We start from the raw sequence: 13,167 nt of genomic DNA, 5'->3' as shown, positions 1-13,167 counted from the left end.
ATGAGAAATACCGTCATTCTTTTTGGAAAGAATGATGGTATTTTTTTATGTGATTATGGTGACAGGATGCCTTTAATCAATCCTCAAAAATAAAAATCTCATCAATCTTACTATGAAGTGCTCTCGCTATATCGTGAGCAAGTTGTAAGGAAGGATTGTACTTTCCTTTTTCAAGATGGCTAATTGTTTCACGGCGTACACCAACGCTCTTTGCTAAATCTTCTTGTGTCATATGTAGCTTGGCGCGGTATTCTTTTATTTTCGTTACGAACGCCATGGTACATCTTCCATTTCATCAACTGGTTTATCGTAAAAGAACATAGAGAAACCGAACGTAAGAATAAGTGTAGCGAAAATAACAGCAATATCAATCTCTTGTAAAGTAGGGTTTGGAAATAACATTTCAATAAACAGAATGATAGCGGTAGTTAGTAATGTAACGATAAATGCATTGCGGCACGATTTATTGACAATTTGTTCAAACAGTTCATCGTGTTGAACCGTTCTATACGATGTGAAGAAGGAGAAGAAACAGAACATAGTAAAAAATCCTTTTTCATAAAAAAATCCGAGAAAACCGAAGAAACCGAGAAATCCTAAATATTTAATCCAAGTTGTTTTCATAAATATATCCTCCTTATCATGTTAGAAATAAATCACATTATGTTATAAATATATCACGTATAGAAATGTATGGTAATAATAGTTTTCCAATTCTTTTCATAATAATAGTAAAAAGAGGAAATATACTGCGAAATAAAGAGGATAATATTGTAAAATGATTGTAAGGAAGGGGAGGAAGGAATGCTAACTTGGATCATGATTGTTGTATTACTTGTAGTGATTACTGTAATTGCGACGGTGTTAATTGGGAGAAATGGTGATGCGAATTATAGTAAAGCGACAAAAGGAAATATTAAACGTCTTACGATGATTTATATTATATTAGCCGTCGTTTTAATTGTTGGATTAGGGGTGTACATTTATTTTAAAGGTTAAATAAACTGAAAAATGTAAAAATCTCAAAATAGAAGTATGCTATAATATCAATATAGTTATTTGGTAATTAAGGAAAGGATTGGATGGAATGATTGAAATTACGAATGTGTCAAAAAGTTATAATGGGTCTACCTATGCAGTAAAAGATTTAAGTTTATCTGTGCCTAGCGGAGAAATCTTTGGTTTTTTAGGACCGAATGGTGCTGGTAAATCAACGACAATTAAGATGATTACTGGTATTCATGGGGTGGACAAAGGGACTATTACGATTAACGGCAAAAATATTATGGAAGAGCCGATGGAAGCGAAGAAGACGTTTGGTTATGTTCCTGATAGCCCAGATATGTTTTTACGATTAAAGGGAATTGAATATTTAAACTTTATGGCAGATATGTATGAAGTGCCGAAAGAAGTGCGCCAAGAACGAATAGAGTCTTTAGCGAAGAAATTTGACCTTTATAATGCTTTATCTGATCAAATTCAAAGTTATTCACACGGTATGAGACAAAAGATTGTTATTATTGGTGTGCTCGTGCATGAGCCAGATGTATGGATTTTAGATGAACCGTTAACAGGGCTTGATCCGAAATCTGCCTATATTTTAAAAGAAATGATGAGAGAGCATGCGGATAAAGGAAAGATTGTATTTTTCTCTACACACGTATTAGAAGTAGCGGAAAAAATATGTGACCGGGTTGCTATTATTAATAAGGGGAATTTGCAGTTTAAAGGAAATTTAAATGAAATGAGAGATCATTTTAAATCCAATGAATCACTTGAAAAAATGTTCTTGGAGATGACGGGCAATGAGTAAAATTTGGACGTTAACGAAAGTATTATTGAAATTAAATTATGCAGATTTCATAACAGATAAGAAGAAGCGATGGGCATATGTATTTTCATTTGCAGCTATTTTATTTGTTGGTTTTTTAATATTTGGTTCGATGACGCATGGAATGTATGAAGGTATGAAACAATTAGGGCAAGACCCAGGAATGATTATCGCAATGGGACTTGCGATTGCGAGTATATGGGTATTTTTAATGAGTATTACGAACATTTTAACTGTATTTTACTACAGCAATGATATTGAAATGTTATTGCCGTTACCATTAAAACCAGCGCAAATTATTTCGGCAAAATTTTTAACGGTATTAATTACACAATACGTAATGAGTTCATTCATTTTATTACCCATCTTCATTACGTACGGTTTAAAAAGTGGCGCGTTTATTACATATTACATATATATGATTTTTATTTACTTACTTTTCCCGATCGTGCCGTTAGTATTAGCTTCGTTACTGATGACAGTAATCATGAGGTATACAAATATAGCAAAAAATAAAGATCGAGGAAATATATTTATTGGAATCGTAAGTATACTATTTATTGTAGGAATTAACGTATTTATGCAGTGGAGAAATAAAAGTGCGTTTTCTGGAGACGGGGCTGCGGAATATCTTGTAAATAATCAATCTTCTCTTATAGTACAAATGACAAATTATTTTCCAACTACATATTTTGGAGCAGTGGCATTAGTAGAAAGTGCAAATTGGAAGGGACCTTTATATGTAATGATCTTTGCCCTTATTTCATTTGTCTTCTTTGTGTTGTTTTATTACATTGCAGAGCGTACATATTTAAAAGGGGTTATTGGACTTTCAACGAGTACAGCAAAAAAAGAGGTCATTTCAGCAGAAGGTTTACAGAAATCAACCGTACAAAGTTCACATTTGAAAGCGTATGTGAAAAAAGAATTTAAAACGTTATTCCGTACACCACAATTTTTCTTAAATTGTATCGTACAAACTTTCGTTATGCCGATTATGTTGTTCTTTATTTTATTTGTACAAGATGGGAATTTAAAGTTTATTACAGAGTATATTAACAATCCAGAGACAACGGGGTTTGCAATCGGTGTTGGTCTTTGTGCATCGTTATTTTTGATGGGTAGTAACGTCATTGCAACGACGTCATTTTCACGTGATGGAAGCTCATGGTTTGTGAATCGATATTTACCAGTAAAAGCTTCGGATATCTTTTTTGCGAAAGCGATCACTGCTTGGTTAATTAATGTGATTATTTTAGCAGTATTTGGTATTACGATGGCAGTTGTAGCTGGAATTTCTCCAGTCTTCATGATACTGTGGTTTTTACTAAGTGCGAACGGGTTGTTATTAATTAATTTAATTGGAACACGCTGGGACGCACAAACTGCAGATATTCATTGGGATACAGAGCAGAAATTATTTAAAAGTCGATATACAACTTTGTGGAATTTTTTAGCTAATATTTTAATAGCTTTAATTATTGTAGCCGGAGTAAGTGTATTATACTTCTTCCTTCAAGTCGGACTTTGGGTTATGTTTATCGTTTTATTTGCAATGTTTACGATTGTAAATTATATCTTTATTAAAATTTTAAAATTAGGTGCAGAACGTATATTGTCAAATATTAATTAAGAAGGTAGATCCTCTGTATTCGTGCAGGGGATTTATCCATAGATGGAGGAGAAAAGGTGAAGAAAATAGCAATTGTAACAGGGGCAACTCGTCTGAATGGAATTGGTGCAGCTGTATGCAAGGTGCTTGCTCAAAAAGGGATAGACATTTTTTTCACATACTGGTCTCAGTATGATAAAGCGATGCCATGGGGAATGAATGATCAAGACCCCTTTTTGTTGAAGAAGGAGATTGAAAGTTACGGTGTTCGATGTGAAATGGCAGAAATCAATTTATCACAGTCTTATTCACCAAATCGTTTGTTTTATATGGTATCAGAACGATTAGGTGATCCATCTATTTTAATTAATAATGCAGCGTATGCTACTCATACGAGAATTGAGGAATTAAATGTAGAACAGTTAGATAAACATTATACAGTGAATGTTCGGGCAACTATGTTATTAAGTTCATTATTTATAAAACATTATGCATACAAGAAGAGTGGAAGTATTATTAATCTTACTTCAGGGCAGTCATTAGATCCAATGCCAGATGAACTAGCATATGTGGCAACGAAAGGAGCAATTGAAGCATTTACAAAATCAGTAGCACCAGTTGCGATGGAGAAGGGGATTACCGTTAATGCCGTTGATCCAGGACCGACGAATACGGGGTGGATTACAGAGGAATTAGAACATTATTTAGTATGGAAATTCCCGCAAGGTAGAGTTGGAGAATCATTGGATGCTGCGCGCCTAATATCTTTTTTAGTAAGTGAAGAAGCGAAGTGGATTACTGGGCAAGTCATTCATTCGAATGGTGGTTTCTCATAAAAACATTATGTTAACAATTGTTGAGAAACAAAAAAATTAAGATATTTATATTTTTTTGTATAAATAAAATGTCAAGAAAGAGAAAAATTTGATAGGAGAGTATATTGTCATATGAGGATAGTAATTCTTGATGTGACAATATACTCTTTTTCTTTTACAGCAGAGAGGAAAAATGAAGTAGAAGAAACTCGAATATTCAAATCGGTTTATCAGTTTTTGTACGTATTATTATGAAGATTACTGTCGGAAAGATGGTGATTCGTATGAAAAGGGATTTTTTAAGGGGAAATAGAATCGTAAAGGGGAGGATAAATTAAGTAAACATAGGGGGATTTATATGAAAATGAAAAAGGTCGCTATCGCATCGATAACAATTGGTACAATGCTTACTATGGCAGCTTGTAGTCCATCAGCAGATAAAGAGGCAGAAAAGAAAGAGCAAGTAACAGCACAAAATGAAGGAGAAACAAAAACGACAAGTACAGATGAAGCGTCAAAAACAACGAAAGATACTGAAAAAGAAACAAATACTTCTTCAAATGAAAAAACAGATAAGGATGCAAAAAATACAAAAGAATCATCTGGAACAGAAAATAACGGCAAAACGACAAAAGAAAAAGAAACGACAGGAAAAACGAATGAGCAAACTACAAGTGGCAAAGCAACCGATCAAACTACTAGCGGGAAAACGACAGACCAAACGACAAGTGGAAAGACTACTAAAGATCCGAAGAAAAGTGTTGCTGTGAAAACGAACGTAAAAGAAGTCGTTACATTAATTGAAAGCTTAGACAAGCAATTAGCTGCTAACCCTAAATTAGAAACAGTGAATAAACTTGGAAAACAAATTAATGAGAAGTGGGATGTCATTGAAAAAGAGTTAGAAGCATCACATCCGACGGATTCTAAAACAATCGGTCAAAGTATGTATCCGTTAATTGTAGGCGCGGAAAAAGAAAAGATCGATATTACGAAAATGAAGTCGTTAACGTCGAAAACGAAAAAAGATTTAAATCAGTTATTGACGAAGTTATCGTAGTATGAAAAAGCCTACTTGTGTGAGTAGGCTTTTTACGTTGTTGTAATTGTATAAAGTGGGAACATATTTATTTTTTATTTTCAATTACGATACGAAATGAACCGTATGCTTGTTGACTGACATAATGATCTTCACTAACTTTATAAGGAAATGGGAATGCGACTAGTTGAAAATTACTTTCCTGTTCCACTGTAGGTAGTGTGAAAGTAAAAGTTTGTCTCGTTTCTGGTGCCACTGTAGTATAAGCGACGTTTTTATTATGGAATAATTCAACTTGTTCCCAATCTTTAAAGGCCACGATTGCATAAGGTATTTCATCTTTTGTTTCATTTCCGTTCGATAGAGTTAATGTTTCACCTTCCTTTTCAGAAAATACCGTTTGTAATTTCTCTTCATTGCTCGTAACAAATAATGGCTCATAAAGACCATCTTTTAAAATAGTATTTGGCTGTATAGGGGTAGACTTTAATGTTTCACTTTCTTTATGAGGATGATGTATTGAATATCGCATACTTAAAATCTCTTCTAGTATAGACGCTTTATGTAAGTCATTATCTTTTAACTTATATTCAGGTTTTTTAATAATTAAAAAGGCTAATTCGCTTGCGTTAGGAGAAGTGTGTAAAGAGATTTTCGTAGTAATCGAACTATTTGGTTTCATATCGAAAGAGTAGTGTGATAGTTCATTTACAGTATTTTCTATTTTGAAAGGTTTTTGTACGTAATCTTCTAGAACAATTAATCCATACTTTCGGTCTTCGTCAATATTATGTATAAAGGATAACGATACGTTAATTGTATTATTCTCACTAGTAATTTCACTACCGTTGTTAATATGTTGGCCTTGATTATCCTTCAAGCCGTATGAAATAGTATTGGTTTGTTTCTCTCTCTTATTTTCTTTGGAAGGTGTATAAGGTTGTATAATTGAAGCATGGAACAAAACATACATTGTAAAGAAAGAAATAAGTAAAAAACCGATAATGATATATATTTTTTTCATAAATAACACCTCAATATATTTAAAATATAAGAGAAAAAAGATATGCAAGATGCATATCTTTTTTCTCTTTCTTACCAGGAAGCTTTTGTTTCGTGATTCACATCATTATAACCATTTAATTTATAGGTATGATTACCAATAGCGTAATCATCTCCATAATAAACGCTTGTGTTGGTCGCTGTAGCACTTACATAAGATGATTTTTTTGCATTATTACTTTTCGTATTCACTAATGAGCCATCGCCATTGAAAGTCCTTGCTTTTGCATAAATATAGTCTTCGGTCGTAGTTGATTTCGATTTAGCAACTGCATATGGGTTACCAAAAAAGGGAGTATAGACGCTAATGTTAGAATCATTCTTAGGTGTAGCTGCAACAGTCAAACTAGAAACATTGGATGTTTTTGCTGATTGAATTGTATCAAAGTCAACTAAAACAGGCTGCTTGTCTGTAGCACCCACCTCTGAGGCACTTGCGTTATTAGTAAAACCAAAACCTAAAACCGCTAACCCTAAAGTTGTCACCGCTAAAGATTTTTTCATATTCACTAATTTTCCCACCTTTTTTAATTTTTGAGTTCGAACTCAACTCATACAATATACGAAAAATTCGAAACTCTCAACAACCTATCCGATACTTAACTTTTCTTTTACTTTTGATTTAACATATCTTCATTTTAATAATTTGAATATAGCTTTAACTGCTTAGCGAACATGGAAATAGGGTTACCAATATGAAATTCATGTAAATGTAGATTTACACTTATAGAAGAGCACATGAATGAAAAGTAGGGTGGTAATGAAAGAGAGTTAGAAGAATGTAATACAAAACAATCGGATTATGTATTCATTAATTGTAGCGGCGGAAAAAGAAAAGATAGTAAAGGAGAGTATTAACGGTAAAAACGAAACACGGTATAAATCAATCATGTACGAAGCAATTCTACGTTTGTATGTAGGATTACTTCGTTTGTAAAGTTTAAAGCTGTTATTGTATTCCCTATGTTATTTTTAAATTTTTGTGGGAAACCTATCTGAAAAAGGATGGTGGCAAGAATGACAATTGATCGAGTATGTACAATAGGACCAGCAAGTAATAATAAAGAAACGTTAGTGCAGTTAATAAAGAATGGTATGAAAATTGTTCGGCTAAATTTATCACATGGCACGCATGAAAGTCATAAAGACATCATTCGTTTAGTGAAATCTTTAGATGATTCTATTAAAATTTTAGGTGATGTGCAAGGTCCTAAAATAAGATTAGGTGAAATGAAGGAAGATCAAATTACACTTAAGGCCGGGGATTCTTTTCTTTTACATACGCAACCAGTCATAGGGAGTAATACAGAAGCAAGTGTGGATTATGTAGGTATTGCGAATGATGTGAAAGTAGACAGTAGAATTTTGATTAATGATGGAGAGGTTGAATTAATTGTTGAAAAGGTAAGTAAGGAAAAAATAGAAACAAAGATCAAAACAGGTGGTAATATCTCATCTCATAAGGGGGTGAATTTACCAGGTGCGACAGTTAGTTTACCGGCTATTACAGAGAAAGATAAAAAAGACATTCAATTTCTTTTAGAAGAGGATGTTAATTTTATTGCGTGTTCTTTCGTACGAAAACCTAGTCATATAAAGGAAATACGAAATTTTATACAAGAGCATAAAGAAACGTCCCCAAGTTTAATTGCAAAAATAGAAACGATGGAAGCAATCGAGAATTTTCAAGATATATGTAAAGAAGCAGATGGAATTATGATTGCAAGGGGGGATTTAGGAGTGGAATTGCCGTATCAAATTATTCCGCTTTTACAAAAAATGATGATTCGTGAATGTAATCGAACGAATATATATGTTATTACAGCAACACAAATGCTTCAATCTATGGTAGATCATTCTATTCCTACAAGGGCAGAGGTCACCGATGTTTTTCAAGCTGTACTAGACGGGACGAATGCAGTGATGCTTTCTGCTGAAAGTGCATCAGGAGAGCATCCAATCGAAAGTGTGAGAACACTACGTCTCGTTTCGGAATTTGCGGAGCAAGTTAAAAAAGATGGTCCTTTTGCGATGAAAGATGTACTGGAATGGCTGCATAAGTCTCTTTAATACATGTAGCTTGGTAAGTGATGAATAAAAAAAGAGGGCGGATATGCATCCCCCTCGAGTTTTTAACGAATATTACTCTTGCTCTTCTTGCTCATCCAAAATCTTATCAAAAGCAGCCGATACTTTGTCAAACTCTTCGTCATTTTCGATGTATGAAAACTCATTATCTTCTTCTACTTTTAAAAAGAAGATATCAATGTCTTCCTCAGTTTCTGTTTGAATGTCTTCTACGAAGGCAACTGCAATATATTCTGCACCTTCGACATCCATCGCTCCAAGTACTTCTACTTCCTGATCCTCATTATTCTCATCACTAAGAGTAAACACTTCGCCAACTTCAATATCAGACATATTCATTCTCCTCCTGTTCGACTCTAAAAATAGAGCACTCAAACTGTATACATACTAACATATCTTTCCATGAAAAAACAAATTCATACGTAAGAAAACAACTGATTCTTCTTTAGTATGAGTATACAGCTATAAGGAGCATTATTTTTTGCGTGCTATGTTACTAAATCCATTCAACAATTATATCCGTAGTCTGTCTTGTTTTATCACGCTTTGGCTCTTCTTTACGGTAACCAAAGGCAACCATAACAGATACTTCAAAATTATCGTCTTTTACAATGCCTTCTTGACGAAGTAAAGAATCTACTTTCTCTTTATCAAATCCTTCTATTGGACAAGAGTCAATACCAATTTGAGCTGCACTCGTCATCATATTACCTAAAGCGATATAAGATTGTTTTGATGCCCAATCAAATACAGCACGGTCGGATTGTAATAAGTTAAAATCTGATTCCTGGAACTTTTTGAAGAATTCATATCTAATTTTTTGAGTGTCTTCAGGCAATCCAATAATATCGTTCATCATATATTTAATATAATCTGCATCATAATGCATATCTTTAATGTTTCTTGAAAGAACAATAACAAAGTGACTAGCTGTTGCAAGTTGCCCACCAGCACCCCATGAATATGGTTGTAGTTTTTCTCTTACTTCTTTATTTTGTACGATAACAAATTTCCAAGGTTCATATCCAAAAGAAGAAGGAGATAATCTGGCTGTTTCTAAAATGAAATTAAAATCCTCTTCTGAAATTTTTTGCATAGGATCGAACGCTTTACATGCATGTCTGAAATGAAAAGCCTCCATAATTTTTTCTTTTGTAATTTCTTTTATATTTGTCATAAAAGTTCCTCTTTTCATTAATTTATTTTGTAACCAAATTATATTTTTAAAGTAACATAGAAACAAGTACGCACATTTATGTGGTATAGTATCAAAAAAGATACTAATGTTAAGGGAAGGGATTTATTATGGATTGTTCAAACGAAAATAATATAAATTACCCATTTTTAAATAAATATTCTTGTCCAGTGGAAGCGATGGTTGAGGTCATTGGAGGGAAATGGAAAGGGGTTATTTTGTATCATTTATTAGATGGTACAAAGAGGTTTAATGAATTAAAAAGATTAAAACCTAATATCACACAAAGAATGTTAACACTGCAGCTTAGAGAACTTGAAGCAGATGGTATCATACATCGCGAAGTGTACCGCGAAGTACCTCCAAAAGTAGAATATTCGTTAACTGAGCTTGGTGAATCACTTCGTCCAATGATTCTATTAATGATGGAATGGGCAACTCATAATATGGAGAAAGTTTTGGAAAGTAGAAATACACAAAATAAAAGTTAAGAGTTGAAATGGATATAGGAGAGATATGTGAAATAGTTGTAGAAATAAAAGGTGTTTCCATATGTGGAAACACCTTTTATCCCGCATTAACGGGCAGTAAGACCCCCACCTCAAAATTCAGTGGAAGCAAAGAAGTTAGGTGGGGATCGGGCTGCCCGTAAAAGCCCGATTGGTGAAGGCTAATAATCAGTGGGGGATCAACAAACCCCCCACTGATTAAAGTTTCACTTTATTTCTATGTTTTTTACTTTTTAACTTCAACTGCTGAAGTTAAAAAGTCACTCAAGTTTGCAGTTTTACCATACCAATCAGCATGTCTAAAAACAACACCTTTTCCATATCCTTCAGTTGAAGTACGTTCCCATAGCGTTGTTGAATAGCTAGCAGTAGGAGCTGCTGTACGTACAGAAACAATTTGATTTTGCCAACTAGGAGACAAGTTTTTATAACCGCTACTTAGAGAAAAATACTCGCTACCTGTACGTTTATAGAAGTCTGTACTACCAGGTCCGCTCCCTCCAACACCAAGGGGAGTGATTGTATGATTCAACCTTTGTTTATCTTTTTCAATAAAAGACTCTAAACTTTCTTTGTTCGAAAATCCATAAGATAACCAGTCTCCATTTTGATTTTGTTTCGGTAGAACTAAAGTTATTTTTACGTCTTCCTTTGATGGAGCACCCAATTTGTGAAACGAATCTACAGCCTTTTCATCCACAGTTACATATTCGAAAGAGGCAATCGTATAATCCTTTTCGGTACTAGCTAATACTGATCCCAATCCGACAGTTAATGATGAAGCAGCTAACATTGCACCTACTACCAACTTTTTAAGCATGAATTCATCTCCTTTAAACTTAGATTTTTTTGTGTAACTAAAATGTATGTTAGTTTGAGTTTATTGTAAATATTTAGAATTTTATAAAAATAAATTGGGATATTCTTTCATTAATCCAAAGTAAGGAATTCGCTTTTCTATTAAAAAAGGATCTACTTAAAAAGTAAATCCTTTTTGGATATTAGCAATAAGGCTAGAGTGTGCTACTGATTTTGCTCTTTGCCGATTCACCTCAAAACTTTACTGAAGCAAAAGAGTTAGCGGGAGGCGTGCTACTTGTGAAAAAGACTTTGGTGTGTGCTAATATAGACAACACCATCGGTAATAAAAATTTCGATTTATCCTACTATGAGTTAAAAACTTCATTTTTAGTAGTGGAAGTAGCGTTTAATAAAAGGAAGATTGCTGCTATAATATGTAGAACGATTGCTATATAAGGAAAGAAGGCAACTAGAGTAACGATAATACCGATATAATGAGGATACGTATTCATGCCTTCTTTTTTAGCTAATAAAAAAGTAGTGATATGTAAAACAATCAATAGTAGTAAAGGTATCCCATATAGGTTAACAAGACTTGGAAATAAATAATAACAAGGAAGTAATAAAAGATGATAGATCCCTGTAGTCCATTTTAGTGCTTGGATGTAGGTTTTCAAAGTTAATCCTCCTAAAACAATCTATATCTATATATTACCAAAAATAATAGGTGATTGGATATTATATATTTGTAGTTTTGAGTGGATTATAATTATTTTATGTAAACTAATTATAGGTTATTTATAAAATAGAAAAACCACCCAAACGAGGGTGGTTTTTATTATAAATAATTACTTAAAGAAGCAAGAGGAACTTTCACCTCACTACCTTCTTTCATATTTCTTAGCATAACGGTTTCTGCACTAAGTTCCTCTTCACCAATAATAAGTACATAAGGGATGTTCTCTTTATTGGCATAATTAAGGGCGCGTTTTAGTTTGCGTCCTGCTAGTTCAAGTTCAATTTTCAATGAAGTAGTGGATCGTAATTGCTGGGCAATTTGCAAGCATTGTAATTCTGTCCCGAGTGGGATAATAAATAAGTCCGCTGTAGAGGATTTTGTTTCTTTTTGTGAGAGTGCTGTATAAATAACGTCTAAACCGAATGAAATACCGACTGTTGGATAGTTCATATTATCACCACGGAATGCTCCGATAATATTATCGTAACGACCACCACTACCGATGCTAGATGTAATCGAGCCATCTTTTAGAAAGATTTCATATACGGTACCTGTGTACATTGTGAGTCCTCGTGCTAAAAACGGATTGAATATAGCATTCTCGTTTATTCCAAGAGCAATTAAATATTGCTGTAATTGTTGTAATTCGTTTATTCCATCGGTAACGAGTTGATTATTGAAAGCTTCTTTAAAGTCAGCAATTGTAAGCTTTAGACAAGATAATACGGTATTACATATCGTATCAGCCATTTCTTCAGTAATTCCACGCCCCAATATATCTTTCCGTACACCATCAATCCCGATCTTTTCAATTTTGTCTAATGATAATATTACGTCACTCATTAATTCAGTAGGGATGTTAATCGCCTGAAGAATACCGTTTAATAATTTTCGGTTATTATATTGGATCGTTACTTCTAAGTTTAACGTTCGGAACAGTTCAAACGCCATGCTCATAAGTTCAGCTTCTGCCATGACAGACTCAACACCGACTATATCAACGTCGCATTGTATAAACTCACGAAATCTCCCTTGTTTAATCGGACCATCTCGAAATACTTTCCCAATTTCATACCGTTTAAAAGGTAGACGAATATTTGGATTCATCGCCACGACTTTTGCGAATGGAATTGTTAAATCGTAACGTAAAGCAAGCTCACGTTTTCCTTGATCTTGAAGTGTATATATTTCCTTTAAAATTTCATCACCACCGCCATACTTGTAAGACATAAGTTCATACATATTTAACGTAGGTGTCTCTAACGGTTTACAGCCATAACGTTCAAAAGTATCTTCACACGCTCTTTTAATTTTATTTCGCAGCACTTGCTCCTCTGGTAAATAGTCCTTTGTTCCTTTTACATTTTTCATTTCCACTGTAATCACTCCTTTTTTAAATTAAAAAAAGCTATGCGGGTATAAAAATACCCACATAGCTTTATGAACGCTTCGTGGGTAAACAGGAAAAGCCCTGTA

General features: G+C 33.6%; 17 protein-coding genes. 8 read left to right on the top strand and 9 right to left on the bottom strand.

Annotation, left to right across the window (positions count from 1 at the left end; translation table 11 throughout):
• Positions 1-76: 76 nt before the first annotated feature.
• Complete coding sequence (locus ACUN26_RS13130) at positions 77-277, bottom strand: helix-turn-helix transcriptional regulator (protein WP_000896289.1); 201 nt, start codon at positions 275-277, stop codon at positions 77-79.
• A complete protein-coding gene (locus ACUN26_RS13125) occupies positions 265-624 on the bottom strand; it encodes a DUF3796 domain-containing protein (RefSeq protein WP_000859203.1) in 360 nt (119 codons plus the stop codon). The genes ACUN26_RS13130 and ACUN26_RS13125 overlap by 13 nt, the downstream gene beginning before the upstream one ends.
• A 180-nt stretch (positions 625-804) precedes the next feature.
• Between ACUN26_RS13125 and ACUN26_RS13120 the strand changes: the two genes are divergently transcribed.
• The 5 genes from ACUN26_RS13120 (at position 805) to ACUN26_RS13100 (ending at position 5,318) form a co-directional block, all read left to right on the top strand.
• The gene (locus tag ACUN26_RS13120) at positions 805-999 is read left to right on the top strand and encodes a hypothetical protein (protein WP_000958861.1); all 195 of its coding nucleotides are present in this window, start codon (positions 805-807) and stop codon (positions 997-999) included.
• An 88-nt stretch (positions 1,000-1,087) separates the two neighbouring features.
• On the top strand, positions 1,088-1,813 hold the full coding sequence (locus ACUN26_RS13115) for an ABC transporter ATP-binding protein (RefSeq protein WP_000570205.1): 726 nt from the start codon (positions 1,088-1,090) through the stop codon (positions 1,811-1,813).
• The gene (locus ACUN26_RS13110) at positions 1,806-3,464 is read left to right on the top strand and encodes a putative ABC transporter permease subunit (RefSeq protein ID WP_000036866.1); all 1,659 of its coding nucleotides are present in this window, start codon (positions 1,806-1,808) and stop codon (positions 3,462-3,464) included. Before ACUN26_RS13115 ends, ACUN26_RS13110 begins: the two co-directional genes overlap by 8 nt.
• Before the next feature lie 56 nt (positions 3,465-3,520).
• Positions 3,521-4,279, top strand: coding sequence for an SDR family oxidoreductase (locus ACUN26_RS13105; RefSeq protein ID WP_000716977.1), 759 nt, complete (start codon positions 3,521-3,523; stop codon positions 4,277-4,279).
• A 337-nt stretch (positions 4,280-4,616) separates the two neighbouring features.
• Positions 4,617-5,318, top strand: coding sequence for a hypothetical protein (locus ACUN26_RS13100; protein ID WP_000782530.1), 702 nt, complete (start codon positions 4,617-4,619; stop codon positions 5,316-5,318).
• A gap of 67 nt (positions 5,319-5,385) precedes the next feature.
• On the opposite strand, the gene ACUN26_RS13095 is transcribed toward ACUN26_RS13100, so the two are convergent.
• Together ACUN26_RS13095 and ACUN26_RS13090 are read right to left on the bottom strand one after the other, a co-directional pair.
• Positions 5,386-6,321 carry a hypothetical protein gene (locus ACUN26_RS13095; RefSeq protein ID WP_098099509.1) on the bottom strand — a complete coding sequence of 312 codons (936 nt, stop codon included), beginning with the start codon at positions 6,319-6,321 and terminating at the stop codon, positions 5,386-5,388.
• Between the two features lie 71 nt (positions 6,322-6,392).
• Complete coding sequence (locus tag ACUN26_RS13090) at positions 6,393-6,869, bottom strand: hypothetical protein (protein ID WP_001056344.1); 477 nt, start codon at positions 6,867-6,869, stop codon at positions 6,393-6,395.
• A 292-nt stretch (positions 6,870-7,161) separates the two neighbouring features.
• Between ACUN26_RS13090 and ACUN26_RS13085 the strand changes: the two genes are divergently transcribed.
• Positions 7,162-7,296, top strand: coding sequence for a hypothetical protein (locus tag ACUN26_RS13085; RefSeq protein ID WP_000287095.1), 135 nt, complete (start codon positions 7,162-7,164; stop codon positions 7,294-7,296).
• Between the two features lie 80 nt (positions 7,297-7,376).
• Complete coding sequence (locus tag ACUN26_RS13080) at positions 7,377-8,429, top strand: pyruvate kinase (RefSeq protein ID WP_000151137.1); 1,053 nt, start codon at positions 7,377-7,379, stop codon at positions 8,427-8,429.
• 72 nt (positions 8,430-8,501) lie between these two features.
• On the opposite strand, the gene ACUN26_RS13075 is transcribed toward ACUN26_RS13080, so the two are convergent.
• Together ACUN26_RS13075 and ACUN26_RS13070 are read right to left on the bottom strand one after the other, a co-directional pair.
• A complete protein-coding gene (locus ACUN26_RS13075) occupies positions 8,502-8,786 on the bottom strand; it encodes a DUF1292 domain-containing protein (protein ID WP_002039126.1) in 285 nt (94 codons plus the stop codon).
• Positions 8,787-8,943: 157 nt separating this feature from the next.
• Entirely contained in the window at positions 8,944-9,642 is a 699-nt protein-coding gene (locus ACUN26_RS13070) for an NAD(P)H-dependent oxidoreductase (protein WP_002039128.1), read from the bottom strand.
• Positions 9,643-9,752: 110 nt separating this feature from the next.
• Between ACUN26_RS13070 and ACUN26_RS13065 the strand changes: the two genes are divergently transcribed.
• On the top strand, positions 9,753-10,133 hold the full coding sequence (locus ACUN26_RS13065) for a winged helix-turn-helix transcriptional regulator (protein WP_000340657.1): 381 nt from the start codon (positions 9,753-9,755) through the stop codon (positions 10,131-10,133).
• A gap of 244 nt (positions 10,134-10,377) precedes the next feature.
• Here the strand turns inward: ACUN26_RS13065 and ACUN26_RS13060 are convergent, their stop codons facing one another.
• The 3 genes from ACUN26_RS13060 to ACUN26_RS13050 form a co-directional block, all read right to left on the bottom strand.
• Positions 10,378-10,971, bottom strand: coding sequence for a hypothetical protein (locus ACUN26_RS13060; protein WP_000914493.1), 594 nt, complete (start codon positions 10,969-10,971; stop codon positions 10,378-10,380).
• 346 nt (positions 10,972-11,317) lie between these two features.
• Positions 11,318-11,629: a hypothetical protein gene (locus tag ACUN26_RS13055; protein ID WP_000860715.1), complete on the bottom strand. Its 312-nt coding sequence runs from the start codon at positions 11,627-11,629 to the stop codon at positions 11,318-11,320.
• A gap of 161 nt (positions 11,630-11,790) precedes the next feature.
• Complete coding sequence (locus tag ACUN26_RS13050) at positions 11,791-13,068, bottom strand: histidine--tRNA ligase (RefSeq protein WP_000425321.1); 1,278 nt, start codon at positions 13,066-13,068, stop codon at positions 11,791-11,793.
• Positions 13,069-13,167 lie beyond the last annotated feature (99 nt).

Source organism: Bacillus sp. WC2503 (assembly GCF_052682895.1).
The sequence above is the reverse complement of the archived record's forward strand: the minus strand, read 5'-3'. Positions and strand labels throughout refer to the sequence as shown.

Bases quoted from the DNA above. Each gene is read 5' to 3' on its own strand.
- ACUN26_RS13075 (WP_002039126.1), bottom strand. From the start codon at position 8,786: ATGAATATGTCTGATATTGAAGTTGGCGAAGTGTTTACTCTTAGTGAT.
- ACUN26_RS13085 (WP_000287095.1), top strand. From the start codon at position 7,162: ATGTATTCATTAATTGTAGCGGCGGAAAAAGAAAAGATAGTAAAGGAG.
- ACUN26_RS13065 (WP_000340657.1), top strand. From the start codon at position 9,753: ATGGATTGTTCAAACGAAAATAATATAAATTACCCATTTTTAAATAAA.
- ACUN26_RS13125 (WP_000859203.1), bottom strand. From the start codon at position 624: ATGAAAACAACTTGGATTAAATATTTAGGATTTCTCGGTTTCTTCGGT.
- ACUN26_RS13095 (WP_098099509.1), bottom strand. From the start codon at position 6,321: ATGAAAAAAATATATATCATTATCGGTTTTTTACTTATTTCTTTCTTT.
- ACUN26_RS13060 (WP_000914493.1), bottom strand. From the start codon at position 10,971: ATGCTTAAAAAGTTGGTAGTAGGTGCAATGTTAGCTGCTTCATCATTA.
- ACUN26_RS13110 (WP_000036866.1), top strand. From the start codon at position 1,806: ATGAGTAAAATTTGGACGTTAACGAAAGTATTATTGAAATTAAATTAT.
- ACUN26_RS13115 (WP_000570205.1), top strand. From the start codon at position 1,088: ATGATTGAAATTACGAATGTGTCAAAAAGTTATAATGGGTCTACCTAT.
- ACUN26_RS13120 (WP_000958861.1), top strand. From the start codon at position 805: ATGCTAACTTGGATCATGATTGTTGTATTACTTGTAGTGATTACTGTA.
- ACUN26_RS13130 (WP_000896289.1), bottom strand. From the start codon at position 277: ATGGCGTTCGTAACGAAAATAAAAGAATACCGCGCCAAGCTACATATG.
- ACUN26_RS13100 (WP_000782530.1), top strand. From the start codon at position 4,617: ATGAAAATGAAAAAGGTCGCTATCGCATCGATAACAATTGGTACAATG.
- ACUN26_RS13080 (WP_000151137.1), top strand. From the start codon at position 7,377: ATGACAATTGATCGAGTATGTACAATAGGACCAGCAAGTAATAATAAA.
- ACUN26_RS13070 (WP_002039128.1), bottom strand. From the start codon at position 9,642: ATGAAAAGAGGAACTTTTATGACAAATATAAAAGAAATTACAAAAGAA.